The organism is Actinacidiphila rubida (assembly GCF_900110255.1).
GTDB lineage: Bacteria > Actinomycetota > Actinomycetes > Streptomycetales > Streptomycetaceae > Actinacidiphila > Actinacidiphila rubida.
In genome coordinates this window covers 47,307-72,698 of sequence record NZ_FODD01000024.1, presented here as the reverse complement: position 1 = coordinate 72,698, position 25,392 = coordinate 47,307, and the positions used below count along the sequence as shown (strand labels likewise).

Genomic DNA, 25,392 nt, shown 5'->3' with positions numbered 1-25,392 from the left:
CGCCGGGGGCCGGCGAACCGTAGCCTGGTCGTCGGGAACGTCTGGAGGGGGCGCCGGGATGAGTACAGGGGACCCGCCCGCGCGGCCGCCGGCGGCCGTCCCGCCCATGCCGTCCACGCCACCTGCGACGGGGCGCCGCCGGCAGTGGAGGCTGGGCACGTGGCAGACGGTGATCGCCGCCGTCATCGGTGCCGCGGGAGCGATCGCCGCGGCCGTCGTTCCCCTGCTGGCGAGCTCCACCTCAGGGCCTTCGCCGGGGCCGCTACCCCCGTCGCCGGTCATCTCGTCGCCCTCGGACCACCCGGCCGTGGCGATCTCGACGGTGAGTCAGGCGCCGCTGGCGAACGGCGCGGTCGAGTACACGTTCACGGGCACGTCGGCGCACACGGATCCGGCCACCATGATGATCTTCGTCATCGCGAGGAATCCGCGCCCGGCGGCACTCGGCGGCACCTGGCTGGTCTCCCCGGCGGCAACGGTGGAGGGCGACGGCGACTGGTCCGTGTCGTGGAAGGTGGCCTCCCTCCCGGCACAGGTCAAATGGATCGCGACGATCTACGGCTCGTACGACAGCTCGTGTTCCGCGGGAGGGGAATGCGCGACGTCGCCGCCCGTCGTGTGCCCTTCGGACTGCGTGAACCCGTCGTCGGCCCCCGCCGCGGCCCCCGCCCCGTCGTCCCCGGCGGACGAACTGGCCCGGCTCGGCCCCGACGCCGGATCGTCCGACGACACCGTCATCGCCACCTCCGCCCCGCACGGCCCCTAGCCGCCGGCGGGCGCCGCGACATGACTCCGCACTTCCCGGAGGGGGCCGTGACCGGCAGAGCCTTCGTGATCGTCTCCGGGCTCCCCGCCAGCGGGAAGACCACCCTCGCCCGAGCTCTGGCCGATCGGCTGAGCCTGCCGCTCATCGACAAGGACGAGATCCTCGAATCGCTTTACGACTCACTGGGCGTCGGAGACCACTCCTGGCGCCACAGGCTGAGCCGCGCCAGCGATGACGTCCTGTTCGCCATGGCAGCGCGAACCCCGGGTGCCGTACTGGACAACTGGTGGCATCACGAGACGGCACCCGCACGGCTCCGAGAACTGGGTGGCCGACTCGTCGAGGTCTTCTGCCATTGCGATCCCGCTGTCGCCGCCGAGCGCTTCCAGGCACGCACGCGCCACCCTGGTCACCTGGACCCGCAGCACACCCCCGAGCAGGTCGCTGAACGCGTTGCCTTCGTCCGCGACACCTTTCCCGGCCCCCTGCGCCTAGGCGGCCCGCTGCTGGTCGTCGATACCCACCACTCGGTCGACCATGATCTGGTCGCCCGCCAGCTCGAGCGCCTGTTCGCCGGCAACGCGTCCTCGAACCGCACGGCCCGCACATCCGCCGGCGGGCGCCGCGACTTCGACTGACGCCGGCCCTCGGCGCAAGGCCGCGCTGACCTGTGCGAGATCGCGTGCGGCGGCGTGGGGGACACAGTTGCAAGCAGGGTGCTTGCAAAAGTTAGCGGATGGGTGCACGCTGTGGGCATGGGTGCACTCAAGGTGGGCGGCGTCGGGGAGTTCCTGCGGGAGCAGCGGCGCAGCGCGCAGCTGAGCCTGCGGCAGCTCGCGGACGCGGCCGGGGTGTCGAACCCGTACCTGAGCCAGATCGAGCGCGGGCTGCGCAAGCCGAGCGCGGACATCCTGCAGCAGCTCGCGAAGGCGCTGCGGATATCCGCCGAGACGCTCTACGTCCAGGCCGGGATGCTCGACGCCCGGGAGCGGGACGAGCTGGAGGTGCCGGCGGCGATCATCGCGGATCCGTCGATCAACGAGCGCCAGAAGCAGGTGCTCATCCAGATCTACGAGTCCTTCCGCAAGGAGAACGCCGCCGCCCGCGCCGAGGACGCCGACGGCCCCGAGGACGCGGACGGCCCCGAGAACGACGACGCCGCACGCGCCGGCACGCACACGGACACCGAGACCGACACCGACACCACCACGCACACCGACACGGGAACAGACGGGGAACGGCACACGAGGCCCGTCCCCGTACGGGAGGAAACCGGCAATGACGATCACCGATGACATCGTGAAGAGCCTGCGCAACCCGACGCCGCTGTACGCGGTCGCCGGCACCGCGGACCTCGCCGCGGAGAAGCTGCGGGAGGTGCCGGCGCTGATCGGCAAGCTCAAGGACGAGGCCCCGGAGCGCATCGAGAAGATCCGCGCCACCGACCCCAAGGTCGTGCAGGAGCGGGTCGCCACGCAGGCCAAGGACGCGCAGAGCAAGCTCAACGAGACGTTCTCCGACATCGACCTGAAGGAGCTGCGGGACTTCCGCAAGCTCGGCGAGTCGGTGCAGGGCTTCGCGCTGCAGGGCGTGGGCCGCGCCGCGGAGTACGCGGTCAGGGCGCGCGAGGCGTACGACGGCCTGGCCGAGCGCGGCAAGGGCGCCGTGGCCACCTGGCGCGGCGAGGCCGCCGACGAGGTCGTGGAGATCGCCGCGGCCGTGGAGCCGGACAAGCAGTCGACGGCGCCGAAGACCGCGCCGGGCGGCACCGCCTCCGGCGCCGACACCACCGCCAAGCCCGCGTCCGCGGCGAAGCGGACCACCCCGCGGAAGCCGGCCGCCCCCAAGAAGGCCGCCGACAAGACCGCGAAGTGACGACGTCCTTCTGCGACGGGCCGGGCACGCGATGCGCGCCCGGCCCGTTGTGCGGGTAGGACCGGTACGGTGGGCAGCGGGCTTCAGCGGCCGGCGGCGGCTCCCCAACCGACACAGACGGAGACCAAGGCGGTGGCCAGGTGCTGATCACGGGGTTCTTCACGGTATTCGGCGTGATCTCGTTGTTGCTGTTCTTCTTCGCGCTCTTCGCGTTCGTCGACGCGGCGATCCACCGCAACGACGCCTACCGGGCCGCGGACAAGAACACCAAGGGATTCTGGCTGATCATCCTCGGCATCGCGGCCGTGGTGATGAAGCTCTTCTCGCTGCTGTCGTTCCTGCCGATCATCGGGCTGGTCGCCGTGATCGTCTACATGGTCGACGTACGGCCCGCGCTCCGCGAGGTCGGCGGCCGCAACCGCGGCAACCGCGGCAGCAGGTTCCGCAACCGGCGCAATGGCGGCGGCAGCAGCAGCGACGGCCCCTACGGGCCGTACAACGGCCGCCGCTGAACCACCCGCCCGGGCGCCCGGCCGCCGCCGTCCGTCAGTCCCCGCGCCGCTCCAGCAGCACGACCGCCACGTCGTCCGTCAGCTCGCCGCCGTTGAGGTCGCGTGCCTCGGCGAGGACCGCGTCCAGCAGTTCCTCGCCGTCGAGCCCGCCGGCCAGCAGCCGTGACGTGATGCCCAGCATGCCCTCCTGGCCGAGCCGCAGCGTGCCCTCGCCGATCCGGCCCTCGATCAGGCCGTCGGTGTAGAGCATCAGGCTCCAGTCGCCGTCGAGGCGGACCCGGATCCGGTGCCAGAACGCCTCCGGCAGCAGCCCCAGCGCGGGGCCGCCCTCCTCGAACGGCAGCAGTGCCGGCTCCCGGCCGGCCAGCGCGACCAGCGGCGCCGGATGCCCGGCCAGGTGCAGGTCCGCCGAGTCGCCGTCGGGCGCGATGTCCACGATGCACAGGGTCGCGAAGATCTCCTCGTCGGACCGCTCGTGCACCAGCACGTCCTGCATGGTGCGCAGCAGCGCCTCACCGCCGAGCCCGGCGAAGGTCAGCGCACGCCAGGCGATGCGCAGTTCCACGCCCAGCGCGGCCGCGTCCGGGCCGTGCCCGCACACGTCGCCGATCATCGCGTGCACCGTGCCGTCCGGGGTGCGGACGGTGTCGTAGAAGTCGCCGCCGAGCAGCGCGCGGCTGCGGCCCGGGCGGTAGCGCGCGGCGAACCGCAGGTCGGTCGCACCCTCCAGCAGCGGCGTGGGCAGCAGCCCGCGCTCCAGCCGCGAGTTCTCCTGCGCCAGCAGCCGCGACTCGCTGAGCTGCCGCTGCGCGAGGTCGGCCCGCTTGCGCTCGACCGCGTAGCGCACGGCCCGGGTCAGCGTCGCCGCGTCGACATGGTCGCGCGAGAGGTGGTCCTGCGCCCCGATGCGGACGGCCTCGGCGGCCCGCCCGTCCTCGTCGGCGCCGTCGCTCAGCACCAGCACGGCCGTGCCGGGCGCGATCCGCAGCACCTCCGGCAGCCGCTCCAGCACGTCGGGCAGGTCCAGCAGGATGCAGTGCACGTCGTCGGTGAGCAGCCGGCCGGCCGCCGTCAGGTTGCGGGCGCGCAGCACCCGCACCCGCGGCCCGCCGCCGCCCTCCTGGAAGTACGGGGCCGTGAACGCGCCGGTCGCGTCGTCGCCGACGACGAGGAGGGTCAGGACGACCGGGCCCGCGACGGTGTCCTGCCGCTGCCTGGGCACGGACACGGTGCCGACCAGGCGGGCCGGCGGGTCCTGCAGACCCGTCCACTCGTCGCCCGGGCCGGGCTCGTGCCGCCCCTGCTCGTACACACCCTCGTCGTGCGGCGCGTCCACCGGCGGCAGATCCTCCGCCGTGGCGGTCGCGGGCATGACGGCGGGACCCTCGGCCCCGCTGTCGGTGGCTGAGGGCCGTTCGGTGCCGCGCCTTGGTGCGGACATCAAGCGACTCCCTTCCGTCCCCCGAAGAACATCAGGCGACCCTAGTGGCAGAAGACGGCGTGACGGGAGGGCAGGAAGTAAACCGTCAGCGTCATATGCGGTGGCCAGCGGGGGATTTCGCCGTGGATGTGCTGATCCGCACATGACCAACGTCACGCCGTTCGGCCACAACCATGCCCCCGGATCAGCCCTCTTACGGGTTCGCGGCCCGCGTCACGTCCGCGCACGCGGTGCGACGGCGTCCCACGCGACGGTGATCTCGCCCTGCCGCCAGCGCGTCGGCCCGTACAGCACCGGCCACCCGGCGTCCCGCAGATCCCGCACCGCCCGGATCCAGCGCTGCCGGGCGCCCAGCGCGGACAGCGGCGCCGCGGCGGCCCACGCACGGTCGAACGCCACGAGGAACGCGTGCACCGGCTCGCCCGGCACATTGCGGTGGATCAGCGCCTTCGGAAGGCGTTCGGCCAGGTCGGACGGCTTGCCCAGCGAGCCGAGGCGGGTCGCGAACGTCACCGAACGCGGGCCCTCGGGCCCCAGCGCCACCCACACATGCCGGCGCCCGATCTCGTCGCACGTCCCCTCGACCAGCAGCCCGTCCGGCGCGAGGCGCGCGCACAGCCGCGCCCACACCGCGGCGACCTCCGCCTCGTCGTACTGGCGCAGCACGTTCGCCGCGCGGATCAGCAGCGGGCGCGCGCCGATGCCGGCCGCCGGCAGCGGGACCTCGAAGCCGCCGTGCGCGAACGTCAGCCCGTCCCGGGCGTACGGCTGCGCGGCCGCGACGCGGGCGGGGTCGATCTCGACGCCCACCACCTGAACGTCCTCCCGGACGCGGCGCAACCGGTCCAGCAGCTCGACCGCGGTCCACGGCGCGGCGCCGTACCCCAGATCGACGGCCACCGGAGCGGTGGGCGCGCCGCGCAGCTCCGCTCCCAGGGTCGCGGCGATCCACCGGTCCATACGGCGCAGGCGGTTCGGGTTCGTGGTACCCCTGGTCACCACCCCTACGACTTTGCCTCCGGCCACGCCCGCACCTTATGGCTTCGAGCCGGCGGGGTGCCCCCGGGGCTCTATCGCGTGTGCCGCGCCGTTCCCCGCGCCCCTGCGGCTTCCGGGCTGCCCCCGGGTCGCCGTACCCGTCTGCTGCGCCGTCGTGGCTTGTCGCGCAGTTCCTCGCGCCCCTGGCGGTGCAGGTTCGTGGGTGGGGTCAGGGGCCACTCCGGGTGTGTCTCCTCGAGCTTTGCATGGCGGCTTTTTCCGTCAGGGTGCCCGGGGCCTTGCAAAGCTCTGCGGGGACACACCCGGATCGTCCCCTTCCGGCCGGCCCCCGTCTGCGGGAGGACATTGGCCGTGTCCCATGTCCCCCGCCGCACGGTGGGTGAGCGGGAGGGGGTGGGGAGGAAGTGCTCCCCGCAGCGAAATGTGCGCGGCCCCCGGGCAACAACACGGACGAACCCGTATGCACATTTCCGAGGAGACGCTTCCGGAGCGCCCCCGACCCCACGGACAAAGGGCACGCATATCAGGGGCGCGGGGAACTGCGCGAGCAACCGGCCACCGGCCGGGACACGGCAACGGCGCCCCGGGGGCACCCCGGATGCCGAACCACCCACCGGCCGGTGGACGGGGGGGTGACCGTACGGGAGGTAAATGTTCGGCAACGAAGGAAATGGATTCGGGGGATCCGGTGTTGAGAGGGGTTGACGACGGGGGTACGGCTGGCCGGAAGGAACGACGCGTGACCCAGTACACGTCCCGCCTCAGCGCACTCCGCGCAGGAGTCCCGCACAAGCGGTGGAACGTGGGCCGCAGAGTGCGCCGCGTGGCCATGCTGAGCGTCCACACCTCACCCCTGCACCAGCCCGGCACGGGCGATGCCGGCGGTATGAACGTGTACATCGTCGAGCTGGCCAAGCGCCTGGCCGAGCGCGACGTCGAGGTCGAGATCTTCACGCGGGCCACCAGTGGAGCCCTCGAGCCGTCGGTGCAGCTCGCTCCCGGCGTGCTGGTGCGGCACGTGGACGCGGGGCCGTACGAGGGCCTGGCCAAGGAGGAGCTGCCGGCCCAGCTGTGCGCCTTCACGCACGGCGTGATGCAGGCGTGGGCCGGCAACCGCCCGGGCCACTACGACCTGGTGCACTCGCACTACTGGCTGTCCGGCCACGTCGGGTGGCTGGCCGCCGAGCGCTGGGGCGTGCCGCTGGTGCACGCGATGCACACCATGGCCAAGGTCAAGAACGCGGCGCTGGCCGAGGACGACTGTCCCGAGCCGAGTGCCCGGGTGATCGGCGAGACGCAGGTCGTGAGCGCCGCGGACCGGCTCATCGCGAACACCGACGAGGAGGCCGCGGAGCTCGTCCGGCACTACGACGCGGCTCCCGGCAAGGTCGCCGTGGTGCACCCGGGCGTGAACCTGGACCGTTTCCGGCCCGCCGACGGGCGCGCCGCCGCGCGGGCCCGGCTCGGCCTGCCGCAGCACGCGGTGGTCCCGCTGTTCGCCGGCCGGATCCAGCCGCTGAAGGCCCCGGACGTGCTGATCAGGGCGGTCGCGGCGCTGCTGGAGGAGGAACCGGCGCTGCGGGACCGGCTGGTCGTCCCCGTGGTGGGTGGCCCGTCGGGTTCGGGGCTGGCCAAGCCGGAGGCGCTGCACAAGCTGGCGGCGCGGCTCGGCGTGAGCGACGTCGTGAGCTTCCACCCGCCGGTGGACCAGGACCGGCTGGCGGACTGGTACCGGGCGGCGAGCGTGCTCGTCATGCCGTCGTACAGCGAGTCGTTCGGGCTGGTGGCGATCGAGGCGCAGGCGTGCGGCACGCCCGTGGTGGCGGCGGCCGTCGGCGGGCTGCCGGTCGCCGTGCGCGACGGCCACACCGGTTTCCTGGTGCCGGGCCACGACCCGCGGGACTACGCGGCGGTGCTGCGCCGGTTCGTCGACCATCCGCACCTGGGCGAGTCCATGGGGGAGGCCGCGGCCCGGCACGCCTGCCGCTTCGGCTGGGACACCGCGGCGGCCGACACCGCCGAGGTCTACGCGGCAGCGCAGTACGAGCGCCGCCGTCACCTACGATCGGTCCATGGCTGAGCAGCAGAGCGGCAGCGGTACCGGGTCGGCGGGCGGGCACTCGTCCGCCGAGGTCAGGGCCGAGGAGCGGGCCGAGGAGCACGCCCGGCACGCCGGCGCCCCCGCGTCCCGCGCCCGCCTCGCCGTCGAGCAGGCGCTCGCCGAGGCGGAGTTGGAGTGGGAGTCACCGCGCCCGGGTACGTATGTGACCCAACTGCCCGGCACCCGGAAGCTGTCGACGACGTGTCAGCTCATCGTCGGCCGGCACACCCTGTCGCTGAACGCGTTCGTCGTGCGCCACCCGGACGAGAACCACGAGGCGTTCTACCGCTGGCTGCTGGAGCGCAACCTGCGCCTGTACGGGGTCTCCTACGCGATCGACCAGCTCGGTGACGTCTATCTGTCCGGCCGGCTGCCGGTCTCGGCGGTGTCGGCGCAGGAGGTGGACCGGCTGCTGGGCGCGGTCGCGGAGAACGCGGACGGTTCCTTCAACGTCCTGCTGGAGCTGGGCTTCGCGAGCTCGATCCGCAAGGAGTACGCCTGGCGGGTGTCCCGGGGCGAGTCCACCCGGAACCTGGACGCGTTCACGCATCTGACCAAGGATCTCGCCGACTAGCGGTCCAACAACCCCCGCACACCCCCTTCCCCACGTCTGTGGCTCATGGCACCCTCATGCCCGTCGCACATCTGAATCGTGTTCAGATACGTGAAAGGCGAGAGACCATGGCGATCAGTCGCAGACGACTCCTCACCGCGGGCGCCCAGGCGGCCTCCGCGGCCGCCGTCACCACCACGCTCGGCGGCACGGCCACGGCGGCGGCCGCCGCCACCGCGGAGGGGGCCGGGGGCGATCCGGGAGCCCAACCCACCGGTCTGTGGGCCGAGTTCCGGGCCACCCCGTACACCCACCCGCAGATCCCGTACGTCGCGCGGGCCGGCTGCGACGGCGGAACCCGGCACTTCCCGCGGTTCCCGGTGCGCGCCAACGTGCTGCACTACGGCGCGGTGCCCGTGAGCGACCCCACGCACACGGTGCTGAGCCTCGAGGACGGCTCGGTCGACTCCGCGCCCGCCATCAACCGCGCCCTGCGCGAGGTCGGCGAGTCCGGCGGCGGCACCGTGTTCGTGCCGCCCGGCACCTACCGCATCGACGACGTGATCCAGGTCGGCTGGAGCAACACCGTGCTGCGCGGCGCCGGCAGCGGCCTGACCACGCTGTACGCGACGAAGTCCCTCACCGACCTGATCGGCGTCTACGGCAGCAGGTACGGCGGCGACAAGTCGTCCTGGTCGTGGGCCGGCGGGCTGGTGTGGATGTGCCCGGCCGACCGCTACGGGACGCTGACCGACGCGATCCGCGCGAGGAACTGGCCGTTCGAGGGCTGGACCGGCGACAGGCGCGACGAGTTCCGGACCCTCGCCGAGGTCACCGCCGTCTCCGCCCAGGGCACTTGGCGCGTCACCGTCGACGACACGCGTCAACTGCGCCCCGGCGACCGCGTCCTGCTGCAGTACGCCGACGACCCCGCGCACGGCCTGCTCGACCACATGTCCGGCGACGTCGAGGGCGCCGCGGGCTACTCCTGGGCCGACAAGACCAAGCTCCTGTCGTACGTGCCGTACGAGTGGCCCGCGCGGATCACCGCGGTGCACGGGAACCGGGTGACCTTCGACCGCCCGCTGCCGCTGGACACCCGCCTGCTGTGGCAGCCGCGGATCACCACGTGCGTGCCGCCGATGGTCCACTCCGGAGTGGAGGGCCTCACCATCCGGATGACCCCCACCCCGCAGTCCCCGCACCTGCTCGACAAGGGCTACAACGGCCTGGCCGCCCAGTGCACGTGGGACTGCTGGGTGGACGACGTGCACGCGATCGACGTCGACAACGGCTTCCTGCTGGTCGCCGCGAAGGCCACCACGTTCCGCCGCACCCGCGTCTCCGGCCGCGGCAGCCACCACCCCTACGCCTGCCGCGAGGGCTCCCACGACAACCTCGTCGAGGACTTCCGCATCGACCAGCGCACCGTTCCCGCGCCGCCCGGCACCCAGTTGCACGGCATCAACGTCGAGGGCCTGTCGTCGTACAACGTCTGGTCCCGCGGGGCCATGGAGATGGGCACCTTCGACACCCACCGCGGCCTGCCGTTCGCCAACGTGCGCACCGACATCACGGTGTCCAACGACGGTGCGCACGGCGGTGACGCGAGCGCCGGCCCGCTGTACGGCGCGCGCTTCACCCACTGGAACGTCACCGTCACCAACGGCCGGGCCGGCTGCGTCAAGATCGACGACATCGCCCCGTACAGCGCGACGTTCGCGATCTCCCCGGTCACACCGTTCGGCCAGATCGACGTCCCCGACTTCACCGGCCCGCTGCACTCCCGCCTCGAGGCGTACGGCGCACCGGGCACGTCGCCCGTCAACCTCTACGAGGCGCAACGGGAGTTGCTGCTCTGACGGCCGCGGCGGCGCGGGTCAGCCGCCGACCGGCTCCTGCCGCGTGCCGGGGGAGTCCGGCAGTGCCCCGCCCTCCGCCCGGACCGTCTCCACCTGGGACGTGACGGGCGTGGGGCGGACCCGCAGCAGCGCGTAGTACCCGGCGGCGGCGACCGTGCCGACCACCGCGCAGCCGGCCCAGACCGCGTCGGGCCCCACGCCGTCGTAGACCAGGCCGCCGGCCAGCGGGCCCGCGAACGAGGCCGCGGACCAGGCGAGCGTGTACATGCCCTGGTAGCGGCCGCGGGCGGTGGCCGGCGCGAGGCCGGCGACCACGGACATCGACGCGGGCGCGTGCACGATCTCGCCGAGCGTCCACACCACGACGGTCAGCGCGTAGAGCCCGACCGTGTCGGCGAACGCGGTCAGCCCGAAGCCCCACGCCCCCAGCAGCGAGCCGGCGGCGAGCAGCGCCGCGGTGGGCCGGCTGCGCAGCATCCGGGTCAGCGGGATCTGCAGGATCACGATCACCACGCCGTTGATCGCGGCGACCAGGCCGAACTGCCGTGCGGACAGCCCGTGCGCGCCCATGTCGATGGCGAGCGTCGAACTGCCCTGCTGCATCACGCTGCCGATCAGGAACGTCAGCCCGACCACCGCCATGAAGCGGCGGTCGCGCAGCACGTCCACCAGCCGGATGCCGGCCGGGGCGTCCACCGTGCCGGACCCGGCCGGGGCGAGCCCGCCGGCCGCCGGCGGCCGCAGCGTCTCCTTCGCCTTGGCGAAGACGACCATCGCGCACAGCACGGTGGCGAACGCGTCGCCGAGGAAGAGCCACAGGTAGCCGGCCGCGGCGATGAAGCCGGCGGCCGCTGCCGACACACCGAAGCCGATGTTGATCGCCCAGTAGTTGAGGGAGAAGGCCCGCACCCGGTCCGCGGGCGGCACCAGGTCGGCGATCATCGCCTGCAGCGCGGGCCGGGAGGCGCTGCTGGCCAGGCCCAGCGCGGTGGCGACCGCGGCGATGGCCAGCGGGTCGGTGACCAGGCCGAGCACGGCGGTGGCCAGGGCCGCGGCGATCTGCGCGGCCAGCAGGGTCCGGCGCCGGCCGAGCCGGTCGGCCAGCACTCCGCCGAGCACCGCGCCGCCCGCGCCGCCGAGCCCGAAGAGGGCCGCGACCAGGCCGGCGTAGGCGGCGGAGTAGCCGCGCTGAACTGTCAGGTACAGCGCGAGGAAGGTCACCACGAAGCCGCCGAGGCGGTTGATCAGGGTGCTGGTCCACAGCCACCAGAACTGCCGCGGCAGCCCGCCGACCGTCTCCCGTACCGCGCGTGAAGCCGCCCCCACCGTGACCCTCCCTGTAACAACCGACCTCGCCTCGCGCAGCTTACATAGGCCCGGCGGGGAGCGCCAAGGAATTTCGATTAGGCTCAGTCGCATGGCTGCTGCTGCGTACAAGCTGATCCTGCTCCGCCACGGCGAGAGTGAGTGGAACGCGAAGAACCTGTTCACCGGCTGGGTGGACGTGAACCTCAACGACAAGGGTGAGAAGGAGGCGGTCCGGGGCGGCGAGCTGCTCAAGGACGCCGGCCTGCTCCCCGACGTCGTGCACACCTCCGTGCAGAAGCGGGCGATCCGCACGGCGCAGCTCGCGCTGGAGGCCGCCGACCGGCACTGGATCCCCGTGCACCGCTCCTGGCGGCTCAACGAGCGCCACTACGGCGCCCTGCAGGGCAAGGACAAGGCCCAGACCCTCGCCGAGTTCGGCGAGGAGCAGTTCATGCTGTGGCGCCGCTCCTACGACACCCCGCCGCCGCCGATCGACCCCGGCAGCGAGTACTCCCAGGCCGACGACGCGCGCTACGCGACCATCCCCCCGGAGCTGCGCCCGAGCACCGAGTGCCTCAAGGACGTCGTCCACCGGATGCTGCCCTACTGGTATGACGGCATCGTCCCCGACCTCCTCGACGGCAAGACCGTCCTGGTCGCCGCCCACGGCAACTCCCTGCGCGCCCTGGTCAAGCACCTCGACCAGATCTCCGACGCGGACATCGCCGCCCTCAACATCCCCACCGGCATCCCCCTGGCCTACGACCTCGACGCCGAGTTCCGCCCCGTCACCCCCGGCGGCCGCTACCTCGACCCCACCGCCGCGGCCGCGGCCATCGAAGCCGTCAAGAACCAGGGCAAGAAGTAGTCCGCCTGCACGCGCATGCCCCCGACCTGCGGGTTCTCCCGCGGGGCGGGGGCATGTGTGCGTTGCGGGCCCGCTCGGGGCGAGTACGGGCGCTCCCCACCACCACCCCTGGGGCACGGACGACTTGCCGCTGGTGGAGATGATCGAGCGGGAGACGCGGGCCGTCACCGGTCAGGTCTGAGCCGCGGCGCGGTCCCGGGCGATCCCGTGCGGCCTCGGTCAAGAGCCTGATCCCTTACGGATCCCGTTCGGCAAAGAGGATGGATCGCGGGGCACAGCCCGACCTACGGTGCCGTCATGAGCGATCACGCGGAAGCGACTGTCGCGCCTGTTCAGGCGTTTGAGCCCCCCTACTACATGGCGGTCTTCAGCACGGTCCGCACCCAGGAGCAGACCGGCTACGCCGAGACCAACGCGCGGTTGGAGGACCTCGTGCGGGACGTCCCCGGGTTCCTGGGGATGGACTTCGCGCAGACACCCGGCGGACTGGGCATCAGCGTCGCGTACTTCAGCGACGCCGACGCCCTGGCGGAGTGGCGCACCCAGGCGGAGCACCGCGCGGCACAGCGTCGCGGGCGGGCCGAGTGGTACGAGAGCTACACGCTGCACATCGGGAAGGTGGAGCGCAGCCACGGCTTCGCCCGGGCCCAGGTCCCGCCGGGCCCGGCGGCCGGCTGACGCGCCCTCTTCCCACCTGCGCGACTGCCCTTCCGGGCAGGGGTGTTGGCGAGGCTCGGCCGTCGCATCCGGGCCCGGGGCGGGCGGTGGACGCGGCGGCCGCGGGTCCGTCAGCGTTTGGCGTAGTCGGCGAAGCCCTGCCAGTCGATGACGACGCACTCGTCGTCGCCGACGATCCACGCGTCGTGGCCGGCGGGGATGACGCCGACGTCACCGGGGCCGAACTCGGCCTCTTCGCCGTCGTCCATCACGACCTTCATGCGGCCGGAGACGAAGTAGCAGAGGTGGGCGGCCTCGCAGCTGTCGGTCCCGGCGATCGGCTTCACGTGGCTGGACCACTTCCAGCCGGGCTCGAACGTCGCGCGGCCCACGGGGCCGGCGTCGAGGGCGACGAGCTCCAGCTGGCCGGTGCTCGCCTCGAACGGGCGGACTTCGTCGGGTTTGTCGAGACTCTTGCGGATCAGACCGGACATGAGGACACGCTCCTGGTCGAGCGTTCGTGCTTTCTTCCAGCGTACGGCGAGGGCCCCTCTCCCCGGACTGGGGAGAGGGGCCCTCGGACCGTCGTGGCGATCGTCGTGGTGACCGTCGTGGCGCGGGAGCGGCGGGCGGGCCGGTCAGTGGGTGCAGCCGCCGCACTGGCACGGGCCGCCGGACTGGCAGCCGCAGCCGCAGCCCGAGCCGCAGCCGCACGCGGCCACCAGCGGGAGCGGGATCCGCAGTGGGGCGGCGTCGGGCGCGGACTGGTTCAGTACGGGCTGGGGCGTGGGGGATTCCGGCATAAGTACACCCTCCTCAGGCTTTCCTGCCCCCAGTGAAGCCCGCCGTGACGCCGCGCATCAACGGCGCACGGGTGCAGTCCGCTCCGGGGCGCTCACTTCCCGCGCCCCCGCCGGCCGGGGTTTACCAAGGCCCGGGTCCCGATCCGGGTCCCGATCCGGGTCCAGGTCCGGACCCGAGGTCCGGACCGCCGGGCCCCGGCCCGCGGAGTCCCGAGCCCACGGGGTCCCGAGCCCGCGGGCGGCGGTCCGCAGACCGCCGCCCGCAGCGTCACGCGCCCTCGACCGGCGTCGGCGCCGGGCTCAGCTCGTCCGCGTGCTCGCCGGTGACCAGGTAGATCACGCGCTTGGCCACCGACACCGCGTGGTCGGCGAATCGCTCGTAGTAGCGGCCGACCAGGGTGACGTCGACCGCGGTCTCGATGCCGTGCTTCCAGCGGTCGTCCAGCAGGTGCTGGAAGAGCGCGCGGTGCAGCTCGTCCATGCGGTCGTCGTCCGCCTCCAGCTGCATGGCGTCGTCTATGTCCTTGCTGACGATCACCTCGGCCGCCTTGGCCATCAGGCGCTGGGCGAGCTGGCCCATCTCGAGGATGGTGCTGTGCAGGTCGTTCGGCACGGCCGAGACGGGGAAGCGCAGGCGGGCCAGCTTGGCGACGTGCCGGGCGAGGTCGCCGGAACGCTCCAGGTCGGCGGACATGCGCAGGGACGTCACCACGATCCGCAGGTCGGTGGCCACGGGCTGCTGCCGGGCGAGCAGGGTGATGGCCCGGTTCTCCAGCTCGCGCTGCAGACTGTCGACCTTCTCGTCCGACGCGATCACGCTCTCGGCGATGTTGAGGTCCGCGTCGAGCAGTGCGGTGGTCGCCCGGCCGATCGCGGATCCGACGAGACGAGCCATCTCGACCAGACCGTCACCGATCGTGTCGAGTTCCTCGTGATATGCGTCCCGCATCGTTTTCCTTCCGTCGGAACAGAGAGTTGCGCTGGCTCACGGCCACGCTGCCACGCTCGTAGGCGTACGCGTACCGGTCGCGCACCCGGAGTGAATCACCCCCCACGTGAAGGTGAACTCTTGGCAACGTACATCCGAGAGCTCTCTCACAGGCTTGTGGGGTCCGTGAACAGTCCACCTAACCTGGAGCCATGAACGTGAACGCGGCAGTCGCCGCAGCCAGTGCGATCGCCGGTCTGCTGACCGGCGTGATCGCTGTGCTCGCGTTCCGCTGGAGCGAGCGGGAACTGTCCCGCCCGACGCGTACCGCACTGCGCTCGGATCAGAGCACCGCCGTGCTGCCGCCCGGCGTGGACACCGTTCTCTCGGTGCTCCGCTCCTCGGCGGTCGTCCTCGACGAGGGCGACACGGTGGTCAAGGCCAGCTCGGCGGCGTACGCCCTCGGACTGGTCCGCGGCGGCCGGCTGGCCGTCGACCAGATGCTGCAGATGGCCCGCGAGACCCGGCGGGACGGCGAGATACGGCAGGTGGAACTGGACCTGCCACGCCGCGGCGCGAGCCGCGGCGAAGGACTGGCGGTCTCCGCCCGCGTGGCCCCGCTGGGCTCGCGGCTGGTGCTGCTGCTGGTCGAGGACCTCACCGAGGCCCGCCGGATCGAGGCGGTCCGCAGGGACTTCGTGGCCAATGTCAGCCATGAGCTCAAGACGCCCGTGGGCGCCCTGTCCCTGCTCTCCGAGGCCGTGATGGACGCGGCCGACGACCCCGAGGCGGTCAACCGCTTCGCCGGGCGGATGCAGATCGAGGCCACCAGGCTGACCAGCCTGGTGCAGGAGATCATCGACCTGTCCCGGGTGCAGAACGACGACCTGCTCGACGACGCCGAGCCGGTCGCGGTGGACGACCTCGTCGCCGAGGCCGTCGACCGATGCCGTCACCAGGCCAACACCAAACAGATCACCATGGCCACCGGAACCACCCCGGATCTCTTCATCTGGGGCAATCGGGGCCAGCTCGCCGCTGCTCTCGGCAATCTCGTCGAGAACGCCGTCAACTACAGTCCGGCCCGCACGCGGGTCGGCATTGCCGGGCGCAGGATCGGCGCCTCGGGCGGGGACCTCATCGAGATCTCCGTGACGGACCAGGGCATCGGCATCTCCGAGAAGGACCGCGAAAGGGTCTTCGAGCGCTTCTACCGGGTCGACCCGGCGCGCTCGCGGGCGACCGGCGGCACCGGACTCGGCCTGTCCATCGTGAAGCACGTGGCCGCCTCGCACGGCGGGGAGGTCACGGTGTGGAGCGCGGAGGGCCAGGGCTCCACCTTCACGCTCCGGCTTCCCGAAGCCGGGATCGCCCGCGACCGGGCGCTCCAGCAGGGCTTCGACCCGGACGCAGAGGTGGACCCCGAGCCGGGCGACGAGCCCACTGCGGACCAGCTCTTCCAGACTCTTCCCGAACACATCCCCGCCCCGGAGGTCCTTCCGTGACCCGCGTACTCGTCGTCGAGGACGAAGAGTCCTTCAGTGACGCGCTGTCCTACATGCTGCGCAAAGAGGGCTTCGAGGTCGCGATCTCCGCGACCGGGCCCGACGGTCTGGACGAGTTCGAGCGCAACGGCGCCGACCTGGTCCTCCTCGACCTGATGCTGCCGGGCCTGCCCGGCACCGAGGTCTGCCGCCAGCTCCGCCTCAAGTCCAACGTCCCGGTGATCATGGTGACCGCCAAGGACAGTGAGATCGACAAGGTCGTCGGCCTGGAGATAGGCGCTGACGACTACGTCACCAAGCCGTTCTCCTCGCGCGAGCTGGTCGCCCGCATCCGCGCCGTGCTGCGGCGCCGCGGCGAGCCCGAGGAGATCTCGCCGGCGGCCCTGGAGGCCGGCCCGGTGCGGATGGACGTGGACCGCCACGTCGTCACCGTCGGCGGCGGCAAGGTGGACCTGCCGCTGAAGGAGTTCGACCTGCTGGAGATGCTGCTGCGCAACGCGGGCCGGGTGCTGACCCGCATGCAGCTGATCGACCGGGTCTGGGGCGCCGACTACGTCGGCGACACCAAGACCCTCGACGTCCACGTCAAGCGCCTGCGGGCCAAGATCGAGCCCGACCCGGGTGCCCCGCGCTACCTGGTGACGGTCCGTGGCCTGGGCTACAAGTTCGAGCCGTAAGCCGGGCGAGGCGGGCACGGCGCGGTACGCCGCGTGTTCACGGCGCGCCGCACGTACATACGGGGGAAGGGCCCGGCGATCGCCGGGCCCTTCCCCCTGAACGTGTTCCCCACGGCCCCCTGAGCGGGGGGCCGGTGCGGCTCAGGCCGTCGGCGTGGCCGAACCCGTCGGCGTCGCCGGCGTGGTGGGCGTGGCCGGCTGGTTGGGCCGGGTCGACGGGGTGGTCGTGCCGGTCGGCGCCGGGGTCGCCGTCGTGGGCAGCGAGCTCGGGCCGTAGGGCTGCAGGAAGCCGACGGCGGGGGTGACGTTGACCGGCAGGGTCAGCGGGCCGGCCGCGCTGAAGGTGAACGTCGCCTGCTGCACGTCGCCGTCGCGCAGCGCCTCGCTGCCGGTGTCGATCGTGGCGGACGCGTTGCCCTTGCCGCCGAGCAGCAGCGAGCCATGGGCCGGAACGGTGATGATGGGGCTGCCGTCGGCCGCCTTGAGGGTGGCGCTGGCCGCGCCGGCGAGCGCGATCGACTGGAGCCTCTGGGGGATGGGGCCGTTGTTGAAGACCCGGGCCGAGACGGTCGCGGGGCCTGTCGGCTGGGTCAGGACGTACGCGTTCTGCACCTTGACGTTGCCGGTGCTGGTCTGCGCACTGTCCGGCTGGACCTCGAGGGTCTGCGCGTCGTTCCCCGCGGCACAGGCCGCGGCCAGGGGAGCGAGCGTGAGCGCGAGTACGGCGGCGAGGGCGCCGCGACGGAAGCTGCGGACCACGGCGGCGGCATCTCCTTGGGCAGGTACCTTGACAGGTATCGGGGAAGATCTTCTAGCGGCCTTAGATTACCGAGCCGTCCCGGACTCCGCGCACCGGCCCCGCCTTTACGGTGATCACTTCCTGAGCAGGATTTCCGTGACGGTGCACAATTGGATCTTCCTTGGGCCGCGGGCCCGAACGGAGTAGCGACCAGCCACTCCTGCGGGGGCGACAAACCCGGACGTATCGCCCCTTGTTCGGGGGTGGGGGTGCCCGTGGCGGGCCGGTTTCGGGGAGCTGGAATACCTGCTCCGACCTGCGGATACCGCCGCGCCGAGGCACCATGCAGCACGTTCCGGGGTCCCTTGTCAAGCCCCGAGATATGCCCTGACCTGCGAAAACGCCATTCAGAAGAGGGCGTTCCCGTGTTACCCTGGATAGCCACGGAAGGGGTACCTGTCACATGACGTTCAAGGTTGGCGACACCGTGGTCTATCCCCATCACGGGGCCGCGCTGATCGAGGCCATCGAAATTCGCCAGATCAAAGGCGTGGACAAGACCTACTTGGTGCTCAAGGTCGCCCAGGGCGACTTGACGGTGCGCGTGCCCGCGGACAATGCGGAGTTCGTCGGCGTGCGCGACGTGGTCGGTCAGGAGGGTCTGGACCGGGTCTTCGAGGTGCTGCGCGCGCCGTACACCGAGGAGCCCACCAACTGGTCCCGCCGGTACAAGGCAAATCTGGAGAAGCTCGCCTCCGGAGATGTCATCAAGGTCGCGGAGGTCGTGCGTGACCTGTGGCGGCGTGAGCGTGAGCGGGGCCTGTCGGCCGGCGAGAAGCGCATGCTCGCCAAGGCGCGCCAGATCCTGGTCAGCGAACTCGCCCTCGCTGAGAACACCAACGAGGACAAGGCCGAGGCGCTGCTCGACGAGGTCCTCGCGTCGTAAGACCGTCCCCTTCGGACGTTCTCGTGTCGTACTCCTGACGGTGCGCCGAACCCGCACCGGCTGATCCGTACCGACCTACGCAGACGCATCCCCCGGACACCACCGGGGGACAACGCCGCGGCACCCGGCCGAGCACCATCGCCGGGTGCTGCGGCATGCTTGTGCTCGCGTCCCCCTGAGACTTCACGGAAGGGGTCCCAGGAACGCGGTGCCCGGCACGTTGAGTGCGATACCCATCTCATACAAGGACACAAACCTGCGTACCGCAGCCGTCATTCCCGCCGCCGGACGTGGCGTCCGGCTGGGCCCAGGCGCGCCCAAGGCGCTGCGCACCCTGGGCGGGGTCCCGATCCTCGTCCACGCGGTGCGCGCGATGGCCCGCGCCCGTGCCGTCCAGGTGATCGTCGTGGTGGCCCCGCCCGAGGGCGCCGCCGAGGTCCGCGCGCTGCTCGACGCCCACGGGCTGCCCGAGTCGACCGACATAAGGGTGGTCCCGGGCGGTGAGTCCCGGCAGGAGTCGGTGCGGCTGGGCCTGGCCGTGCTGCCCGACGACGTCGACGTGGTCCTCGTGCACGACGCGGCCCGCCCGCTCGTCCCGGTGGAGACCGTCGAGTCGGTGGTGGAGGCGGTGCGCGGCGGCGCCCCCGCCGTCGTCCCCGGCCTGCCGGCCGCCGACACCGTCAAGAGCGTCGACCCCGGCACCGGGATCGTCACCGGCACCCCCGACCGCTCGCTGCTGCGGGCGGTGCAGACGCCGCAGGGCTTCGACCGGACCACCCTCGCCAAGGCGCACGCCACCGTCACCCGCGACGTCACCGACGACGCGAGCATGGTCGAGCAGCTCGGTGTGCCGGTGCTGGTCGTGCCGGGCCACGAGGAGGCCTTCAAGGTGACCCGGCCGCTGGACCTGGTGCTCGCCGAGGCCGTGCTCGCCCGCAGGAGGGCCACCGATGCCTACTGAGCCCGCCGCGGCCGCCCGCCCGGTGCTGCCGCGGGTCGGCATCGGCACCGACATCCACGCCTTCGAGGAGGGCCGCGAGCTGTGGTGCGCGGGCCTGCTCTGGGAGGGGGAGGGGCCCGGACTCGCCGGCCACTCCGACGCGGACGTCGTCGCGCACGCGGCCTGCAACGCGCTGTTCTCCGCGGCCGGCCTCGGCGACCTCGGCGCGCACTTCGGCACCGGCCGGCCCGAGTGGTCGGGAGCGTCCGGCATCACGCTGCTCACCGAGGCGGCCAGGATCGTGCGCGCCGCCGGGTACGAGATCGGCAACGTCGCGGTCCAGGTCGTCGGGCAGCGCCCGAAGATCGGCAAGCGGCGCGACGAGGCGCAGCAGGTGCTGTCCGCCGCGGTCGGCGCCCCGGTCGCGGTGAGCGCCGCGACCACCGACGGGCTCGGCTTCACCGGCCGCGGCGAGGGCCTCGCCGCGATCGCCACCGCCCTGGTGGCGCGGGCCTGATCCGGCCCCTGCGGGCCGGGCGAGCCGGGCTCCAGCAGGACCCGGCTGCGGCACCACCGAACCGCACGAGGCACCCGCCCCGGGCCGATACCCTTGGTGCGTGACTATTCGCCTGTACGACACCAACGCGCGCCAGGTCCGTGACTTCACCCCGCTCCGGCCGGGCTGCGTCTCGATCTACCTGTGTGGCGCCACCGTGCAGGCGGCCCCGCACATCGGGCACATCCGGTCGGGGCTCAACTTCGACATCATGCAGCGGTGGTTCCGCTACCGCGGCTACGACGTCACGTTCGTCCGCAACGTGACGGACATCGACGACAAGATCATCGCGAAGTCGGCCCTCCAGGGCCGCCCGTGGTGGGCGATCGGCTACGAGAACGAGCGCGCGTTCAACGACGGCTACGACGCGCTCGGCTGCCAGCCGCCCACCTACGAGCCGCGGGCGACCGGCCACGTGCCGGAGATGATCGAGATGATGCAGGGCCTCATCGAGCGCGGCCACGCCTATGTCGCCGACGGCAACGTCTACTTCGACGTGCGCTCGTACGAGGACTACCTGGAGCTGTCCAACCAGGAACTGGACAACCTCCGCCAGCCGTCGGGCGAGGGCGAGACCGGCAAGCGCGACCAGCGCGACTTCGCCATGTGGAAGGCCACGAAGCCCGGCGAGCCGTCCTGGGACACCCCGTGGGGCCGCGGCCGGCCCGGCTGGCACCTGGAGTGCTCGGCGATGGCCCACAAGTACCTGGGCAGCGCCTTCGACATCCACGGCGGCGGCATCGACCTGATCTTCCCGCACCACGAGAACGAGATCGCCCAGGCCAAGGCCTACGGCGACGAGTTCGCGCGGTACTGGGTGCACAACGCCTGGGTCACCATGAGCGGCGAGAAGATGAGCAAGTCGCTCGACAACTCGGTGCTGGTCTCCGACATGGTCCAGCGCTGGCGCCCGATCGTGCTGCGCTACTACCTGGGCACCCCGCACTACCGCTCCATGATCGAGTACAGCGAGGAGGCGCTGCGGGAGGCCGAGGCCGCGTTCGCGCGGATCGAGGGCTTCGTGCAGCGGGTCCAGGAGAAGACGGGGAAGGTGGTCGAGCCGGCCGCCGAGGTGCCCCCGGCGTTCGCCGAGGCGATGGACGACGACCTGGGCGTCCCGCAGGCGCTCGCCGTCGTGCACACCACCGTCCGGCAGGGCAACAGCGCCCTGACCGCGGACGACAAGGAGAGCGCGGTCGCGCGGCTGGCCGAGGTCCGTGCGATGCTCGGAGTACTGGGACTCGACCCGCTGGACCCGCACTGGACGGGCGCGGACCGCGGCGACGACCTGCACGGCGTCGTCGACTCCCTGGTCCGCCTGGTGCTGGAGCAGCGCCAGTCGGCCCGGTCCCGCAAGGACTACGCCACGGCCGACGCGATCCGCGACCAGCTCGTCCAGGCGGGCCTGGAGATCGAGGACACCCCGACCGGGTCCCGCTGGACGCTCCACTAGGCGCCACCCGGCGGGACACCGGGAGGCCGGGCCCCCCGCCGGTTGGCCGCCGGCGTCAACCCGGCCCAGAACCACGTTTGTCGAGCTTCACCGAAGAATGAGAGTGCCCCCCATGGCCGGCAACAGCCAGCGCAGGAACCGCCGTACGAGCAACAAGAAGGGCGCCACGGTCGGCAGCGGCGGGCAGCGGCGCCGTGCCCTGGAGGGCAAGGGGCCGACGCCCCCGGCCGAGGCGCGCAAGGGCCACAAGAAGAACCGCGTCGCCAACGCCCAGGCCAAGCGCGCCGTTTCGGCCCAGTCGCGGCGCCCGTCCGGGCGCGGCGCCAAGGCCACCGCGGAACTCGTCGTCGGCCGCAACCCGGTGGTGGAGGCGCTGCGCGCGGACATCCCGGCGACCGCGGTGTACGTGCAGCAGTACATCGAGAACGACGACCGGGTGCGCGAGGCCATCAAGCTCGCCACCGACCGCGGCGTGCCGCTGCTGGAGGCGGCCCGGCCCGAGCTGGACCGGATCACCGCCGGGCTCAACCACCAGGGCCTGGTCCTGCAGATCCCGCCCTACGAGTACGCGCACCCCGACGACCTGGTCGCCGGGGCCGCCGACAACGGCGAGCCCCCGCTGATCGTCGCGCTCGACGGCGTGACCGACCCGCGGAACCTCGGTGCCGTGGTCCGGTCCGTCGCCGCGTTCGGCGGGCACGGCGTGGTGGTGCCCGAGCGGCGCGCCGCCGGTATGACCGCTGGCGCGTGGAAGACCTCGGCCGGCACCGCCGCCCGGGTCCCGGTCGCCCGTGCCACCAACCTCACCCGCACCCTGGAGGCGTACCAGAAGGCCGGGCTGACCGTCGTCGGCCTGTCCGCCGACGGCGACGTCGAACTCCAGGATCTGGAGCTGCTGTCCGGGCCGGTCGTGATCGTCGCGGGCAGTGAGGGCAAGGGCCTGTCCCGGCTGGTCGGCGAGACCTGCGACCTGCTGGTGCGCATCCCGATGCCGGGTGGCGCGGAGTCCCTGAACGCCGGTGTGGCCGCGGGCGTCGTGCTGTACGAGGCGTCCCGCCGCCGCGCCTGACACGGCGGGTGCCGGCGCGGGTTACCGTGCCGGCGGCGGGTCACCCCGATTGTCGGAGCCCCGACAGCATGACGCTCCGAGGCCGTTTCTAAACTGTGTGTCACTCGGTTAGATGAGCGTGGACACCAGAACACCCCGCACTCCCACGGGGGGAGGCGCGCCCGGTTACGACGAGCGTGTGCTGACGATGCCTCGGGTGCCGAGCGACCCCGCCCAGGTGATCGTCAACCACGCGAGCTTCCGGGTGAGGCTCGGGGCGACCTCGACCCGTGCCCTCGGCCTCGACGACACCGCGAAGATCCCGGTCGTGACCCAGAGCGCCGGGCGGCGCCGGGCACCGGTGGTCTGGTCCGGGCAGAGCGCCCCCGGCGACCCCCTGGCCGGCGAGCTGCTCCAGGCGGTCCGCCGCGCGGACTCCAGCGCCGCCACCCAGGTCCTGCCGCGGATCGACGAGACGGCCGTGCTGCCGCCCGTCGCGCCCACCGTCGTCGGCCAGCGCACCGGCGGCGACGCCCCGACCGGCCTGCTGCCGCGCCCCTACGGCCCCGCCGACGGCGAGCGCTACGGCCGCGCCCACGACGACTCACGTGACCGCTACGACCGCGCCGCGGACCGCGAACCGGTGGTCGGCTGGCACGGCGGCGCCGCGGACGACGGCTACGGCGGCGATGACGGCGACGGGGTGCTCGACGGCTCCGAGCCGCGGCCGCGCGACCGCCGCGGCGAACCCGTCAAGCACGCCTGGTACCCGGGCCGCCGGATGAACCTCGGCACGGTGCTGCTGCCGCTGCGGGTGTTCCTCGGCTTCATCTCGATCTACGCCGGCATGGGCAAGCTCTGCGACCGCGTCTACTTCGACGGCGGCCAGCGCGGCTCCATGGTGACCTGGCTGCGGTCCCTGCACCCGTGGGGGCTCGCCGAGCCGCTGCGCGACGCCGCGCTGAACCACCCCGTCGGCGCGGGCCTGAGCGTCGCCTTCCTCCAGGTCGTCGTCGGCGTGCTGACCATCTGCGGCCTGTGGCAGCGGATCGCGGCCGCGTTCGGCGCGGTCCTCTCGGCGGCGCTACTGGTGACCGTCAGCTGGCGGACCGTCCCGGTCTACGACGCCCCGGACTTCATCTACCTGGCCGCCTGGAGCCCGCTGGTCATCGCGGGCGCCCCGGTGTACTCGATCGACGGGCACCTCGCCTCCGACGCCTGGCGCCGGCTCGGCCCGCGCGTCGCGCTGTGGGACCTGCGGCGCCGGGTGCTGCGCCGCGGCACGGTGCTGGCCACGGTCGTCATCGGCCTGACCCTGCTGGTCGGTTCGGTGCTGGGGGCGGCCGTCCGCGCCAGCAGCACCCACACCGGCCCGAGCGAGCCGCAGGTCGTCCCGACCAACAACCTGCCCGGTTCGCCGCTCCCGGAGGTCTCCGGCGGCGACAGCGGGGGCACCGGCTCCTCCCCGTCGCCGTCGCACTCGGCGCCGGCCCGCAGGAAGACCCGCACCCCGGCGGCCACGCACAGCCCGTCCAGCACGCCCAGCCACCGGCCGACCAGCCGCAGCACGGGCAGCCGGGGCGGCAGCGGCGCGACCAGCACACCGGGCGGCTCCGGGTCCACGTCGTCCTCCGGCGGCAGCGGCGGCTCCCAGCAGCCGACCGGCTCCGCACCCACCCACCAGGCGCCCCCGCCGCCGCAGCCCGCGCCCAAGCCCACGCAGGGCGGCGCGATCGGCGGCCTGCTCGGCAGCCACTCGCCGACGGGGCTGCTGCTGGGGATCTCCTCCGGCACCGCCGGCGAGGGGTCCGGCGTGCCGCGGGGCAGCGCGTAGCGCGGGGTCGCGCCCGCGCGACCACGACGGCCCGTACCGGTGGGGACCGGTGCGGGCCGTCGTTCGTGTGGGCGGGGGCCGTCGCCAGGAGCGCGGTCCGGGCGTGGTCCGGGCGTGGTCCGGGCGTAGCGCGGGCGGGGCGTCGTCCGTACAGGGCGTCGTCCGTGCGGGGCGCCTCAGCTGAGTTCGGTGCCCAGCTCCTTGGCCGCCTCCGTGAGGTCCTTCGCGGTGTCGATCGCCCGCCAGTAGGCGCCCTGGGGGATCTGGAAGCCGGCCAGGCGGCGTTCGCGGGCCAGCCGCGGGAACGTCGTCCGCTCGTGGTCGCCCTGGTCCGGCAGCATCGCCGTGAACTCCGGCGCGAACACGTACACGCCCGCGTTGATCAGGAACGGCGACGGGGGCGCCTCGATGAAGTCCAGCACCTGGCCGAACTCGTTGGTCTCGACCGCGCCCCACGGGATGCGCGGCCGGGCCAGGGCGAGCGTGGCGACCGCGTCCCGCTCCTCGTGGAAGGCGGCCATCTCGCGCAGCGAGAAGCGCGTCCAGATGTCGCCGTTGGTGGCGTACCAGGGCTCCTTGGCGCGCGGCAGGGAGGCTGCCGCGTACTTCAGCCCGCCGCCGCGGCCGAGCGGCTCGCGCTCGACGACCGTGGTGACGTTCAGCGGCTGCGGAGTGGAGTCCAGCCACTCCTGGAGGACCTCGGCGAGGTGCCCGCACGAGACGACCGCGTCGGTGACGCCCTCGGCGGCGAGCCAGGCCAGCTGGTGGCCGATGATCGGCGTGCCCGTGCCCGGGATCTCGACCATGGGCTTGGGCCGGTCGTCGGTGTAGGGCCGCAGGCGCGAGCCCTGACCGCCGGCCAGGAGCACGGCCTGGGTGACCGGGGGAGCGGGGGGATGGGCGTGGTGGCGCGCGGACGTCATGCAGCGCACCCTATGCGACGAGCGCGTGCCGCCCACGGAGGGCGGGCCGCACGCGCTCGTCGCACCGGTTGCAGCGGAGGACCGTCAGCCCGCGGAGG

The 25,392-nt window shown here is 72.8% G+C and carries 26 protein-coding genes; 18 read left to right on the top strand and 8 right to left on the bottom strand.

Annotation, left to right across the window (positions count from 1 at the left end):
- Positions 1–58: 58 nt before the first annotated feature.
- The 5 genes from BMW99_RS41425 (at position 59) to BMW99_RS23615 (ending at position 3,153) form a co-directional block, all read left to right on the top strand.
- A complete protein-coding gene (locus BMW99_RS41425; protein WP_177226099.1) occupies positions 59–766 on the top strand; it encodes a hypothetical protein in 708 nt (235 codons plus the stop codon).
- 47 nt (positions 767–813) lie between these two features.
- Positions 814–1,404: an AAA family ATPase gene (locus BMW99_RS23630; RefSeq protein ID WP_075017492.1), complete on the top strand. Its 591-nt coding sequence runs from the start codon at positions 814–816 to the stop codon at positions 1,402–1,404.
- 117 nt (positions 1,405–1,521) lie between these two features.
- Positions 1,522–2,061, top strand: coding sequence for a helix-turn-helix domain-containing protein (locus BMW99_RS23625; RefSeq protein WP_079138920.1), 540 nt, complete (start codon positions 1,522–1,524; stop codon positions 2,059–2,061).
- Positions 2,045–2,641: a hypothetical protein gene (locus BMW99_RS23620; protein WP_069466536.1), complete on the top strand. Its 597-nt coding sequence runs from the start codon at positions 2,045–2,047 to the stop codon at positions 2,639–2,641. The genes BMW99_RS23625 and BMW99_RS23620 overlap by 17 nt, the downstream gene beginning before the upstream one ends.
- 140 nt (positions 2,642–2,781) lie before the next feature.
- Entirely contained in the window at positions 2,782–3,153 is a 372-nt protein-coding gene (locus BMW99_RS23615) for a DUF2516 family protein (protein WP_069466535.1), read from the top strand.
- A 34-nt stretch (positions 3,154–3,187) separates the two neighbouring features.
- Here the strand turns inward: BMW99_RS23615 and BMW99_RS23610 are convergent, their stop codons facing one another.
- Positions 3,188–4,594, bottom strand: a complete 1,407-nt coding sequence (locus BMW99_RS23610) for a PP2C family protein-serine/threonine phosphatase (RefSeq protein ID WP_075017491.1) — start codon at positions 4,592–4,594, stop codon at positions 3,188–3,190.
- 213 nt (positions 4,595–4,807) lie between these two features.
- The gene (locus BMW99_RS23605) at positions 4,808–5,554 is read right to left on the bottom strand and encodes a methylase (RefSeq protein ID WP_069466534.1); all 747 of its coding nucleotides are present in this window, start codon (positions 5,552–5,554) and stop codon (positions 4,808–4,810) included.
- 778 nt (positions 5,555–6,332) lie between these two features.
- Between BMW99_RS23605 and mshA the strand changes: the two genes are divergently transcribed.
- From mshA to BMW99_RS23590, 3 genes are all read left to right on the top strand, one after another.
- Positions 6,333–7,673 (top strand): D-inositol-3-phosphate glycosyltransferase, encoded by a 1,341-nt coding sequence (mshA, locus tag BMW99_RS23600; RefSeq protein WP_069464200.1) that lies wholly within the window; start codon positions 6,333–6,335, stop codon positions 7,671–7,673.
- On the top strand, positions 7,666–8,268 hold the full coding sequence (locus BMW99_RS23595; protein WP_079138522.1) for a YbjN domain-containing protein: 603 nt from the start codon (positions 7,666–7,668) through the stop codon (positions 8,266–8,268). The genes mshA and BMW99_RS23595 overlap by 8 nt, the downstream gene beginning before the upstream one ends.
- 107 nt (positions 8,269–8,375) lie before the next feature.
- Positions 8,376–10,109 (top strand): glycosyl hydrolase family 28-related protein, encoded by a 1,734-nt coding sequence (locus BMW99_RS23590; RefSeq protein WP_069464199.1) that lies wholly within the window; start codon positions 8,376–8,378, stop codon positions 10,107–10,109.
- An 18-nt stretch (positions 10,110–10,127) separates the two neighbouring features.
- Here BMW99_RS23590 and BMW99_RS23585 read toward each other — a convergent pair whose 3' ends face one another.
- A complete protein-coding gene (locus BMW99_RS23585; RefSeq protein ID WP_069464198.1) occupies positions 10,128–11,435 on the bottom strand; it encodes an MDR family MFS transporter in 1,308 nt (435 codons plus the stop codon).
- Between the two features lie 91 nt (positions 11,436–11,526).
- Between BMW99_RS23585 and BMW99_RS23580 the strand changes: the two genes are divergently transcribed.
- Both BMW99_RS23580 and BMW99_RS23575 read left to right on the top strand, forming a co-directional pair.
- Positions 11,527–12,285, top strand: coding sequence for a phosphoglyceromutase (locus BMW99_RS23580; RefSeq protein ID WP_075017489.1), 759 nt, complete (start codon positions 11,527–11,529; stop codon positions 12,283–12,285).
- A 297-nt stretch (positions 12,286–12,582) separates the two neighbouring features.
- Entirely contained in the window at positions 12,583–12,963 is a 381-nt protein-coding gene (locus BMW99_RS23575) for an antibiotic biosynthesis monooxygenase family protein (RefSeq protein WP_069466418.1), read from the top strand.
- A 110-nt stretch (positions 12,964–13,073) separates the two neighbouring features.
- On the opposite strand, the gene BMW99_RS23570 is transcribed toward BMW99_RS23575, so the two are convergent.
- The 3 genes from BMW99_RS23570 to phoU form a co-directional block, all read right to left on the bottom strand.
- Complete coding sequence (locus BMW99_RS23570) at positions 13,074–13,436, bottom strand: cupin domain-containing protein (protein ID WP_069466417.1); 363 nt, start codon at positions 13,434–13,436, stop codon at positions 13,074–13,076.
- Between the two features lie 144 nt (positions 13,437–13,580).
- Complete coding sequence (locus BMW99_RS41420; RefSeq protein WP_176735652.1) at positions 13,581–13,745, bottom strand: hypothetical protein; 165 nt, start codon at positions 13,743–13,745, stop codon at positions 13,581–13,583.
- Positions 13,746–14,013: 268 nt separating this feature from the next.
- A complete protein-coding gene (gene phoU, locus BMW99_RS23565) occupies positions 14,014–14,694 on the bottom strand; it encodes a phosphate signaling complex protein PhoU (protein ID WP_069466416.1) in 681 nt (226 codons plus the stop codon).
- Positions 14,695–14,885: 191 nt separating this feature from the next.
- Here phoU and BMW99_RS23560 point away from each other — a divergent pair, with 191 nt between their 5' ends.
- Both BMW99_RS23560 and BMW99_RS23555 read left to right on the top strand, forming a co-directional pair.
- Positions 14,886–16,178 carry a sensor histidine kinase gene (locus BMW99_RS23560; protein WP_069466415.1) on the top strand — a complete coding sequence of 431 codons (1,293 nt, stop codon included), beginning with the start codon at positions 14,886–14,888 and terminating at the stop codon, positions 16,176–16,178.
- Positions 16,175–16,855, top strand: a complete 681-nt coding sequence (locus BMW99_RS23555) for a response regulator transcription factor (protein ID WP_069466414.1) — start codon at positions 16,175–16,177, stop codon at positions 16,853–16,855. The genes BMW99_RS23560 and BMW99_RS23555 overlap by 4 nt, the downstream gene beginning before the upstream one ends.
- 141 nt (positions 16,856–16,996) lie before the next feature.
- Here the strand turns inward: BMW99_RS23555 and BMW99_RS41415 are convergent, their stop codons facing one another.
- On the bottom strand, positions 16,997–17,614 hold the full coding sequence (locus BMW99_RS41415) for a copper chaperone PCu(A)C (protein ID WP_069466413.1): 618 nt from the start codon (positions 17,612–17,614) through the stop codon (positions 16,997–16,999).
- Between the two features lie 443 nt (positions 17,615–18,057).
- Between BMW99_RS41415 and BMW99_RS23540 the strand changes: the two genes are divergently transcribed.
- The 6 genes from BMW99_RS23540 to BMW99_RS23515 all read left to right on the top strand — a co-directional run bounded on the left by BMW99_RS23540 (position 18,058) and on the right by BMW99_RS23515 (position 24,371).
- Complete coding sequence (locus BMW99_RS23540; RefSeq protein WP_033174074.1) at positions 18,058–18,540, top strand: CarD family transcriptional regulator; 483 nt, start codon at positions 18,058–18,060, stop codon at positions 18,538–18,540.
- A gap of 229 nt (positions 18,541–18,769) precedes the next feature.
- Positions 18,770–19,501 carry a 2-C-methyl-D-erythritol 4-phosphate cytidylyltransferase gene (ispD, locus tag BMW99_RS23535; protein WP_245791599.1) on the top strand — a complete coding sequence of 244 codons (732 nt, stop codon included), beginning with the start codon at positions 18,770–18,772 and terminating at the stop codon, positions 19,499–19,501.
- Positions 19,491–19,997, top strand: coding sequence for a 2-C-methyl-D-erythritol 2,4-cyclodiphosphate synthase (gene ispF / locus BMW99_RS23530; RefSeq protein WP_069466411.1), 507 nt, complete (start codon positions 19,491–19,493; stop codon positions 19,995–19,997). Before ispD ends, ispF begins: the two co-directional genes overlap by 11 nt.
- A 100-nt stretch (positions 19,998–20,097) precedes the next feature.
- Entirely contained in the window at positions 20,098–21,489 is a 1,392-nt protein-coding gene (cysS, locus tag BMW99_RS23525; protein WP_069466410.1) for a cysteine--tRNA ligase, read from the top strand.
- A gap of 112 nt (positions 21,490–21,601) precedes the next feature.
- Positions 21,602–22,558, top strand: a complete 957-nt coding sequence (gene rlmB, locus BMW99_RS23520; protein ID WP_069466409.1) for a 23S rRNA (guanosine(2251)-2'-O)-methyltransferase RlmB — start codon at positions 21,602–21,604, stop codon at positions 22,556–22,558.
- 112 nt (positions 22,559–22,670) lie between these two features.
- Entirely contained in the window at positions 22,671–24,371 is a 1,701-nt protein-coding gene (locus tag BMW99_RS23515; RefSeq protein ID WP_075017488.1) for a DoxX family protein, read from the top strand.
- 176 nt (positions 24,372–24,547) lie between these two features.
- Here the strand turns inward: BMW99_RS23515 and BMW99_RS23510 are convergent, their stop codons facing one another.
- A complete protein-coding gene (locus BMW99_RS23510; RefSeq protein WP_069466407.1) occupies positions 24,548–25,294 on the bottom strand; it encodes a nucleotidyltransferase family protein in 747 nt (248 codons plus the stop codon).
- Positions 25,295–25,392: the final 98 nt, after the last annotated feature.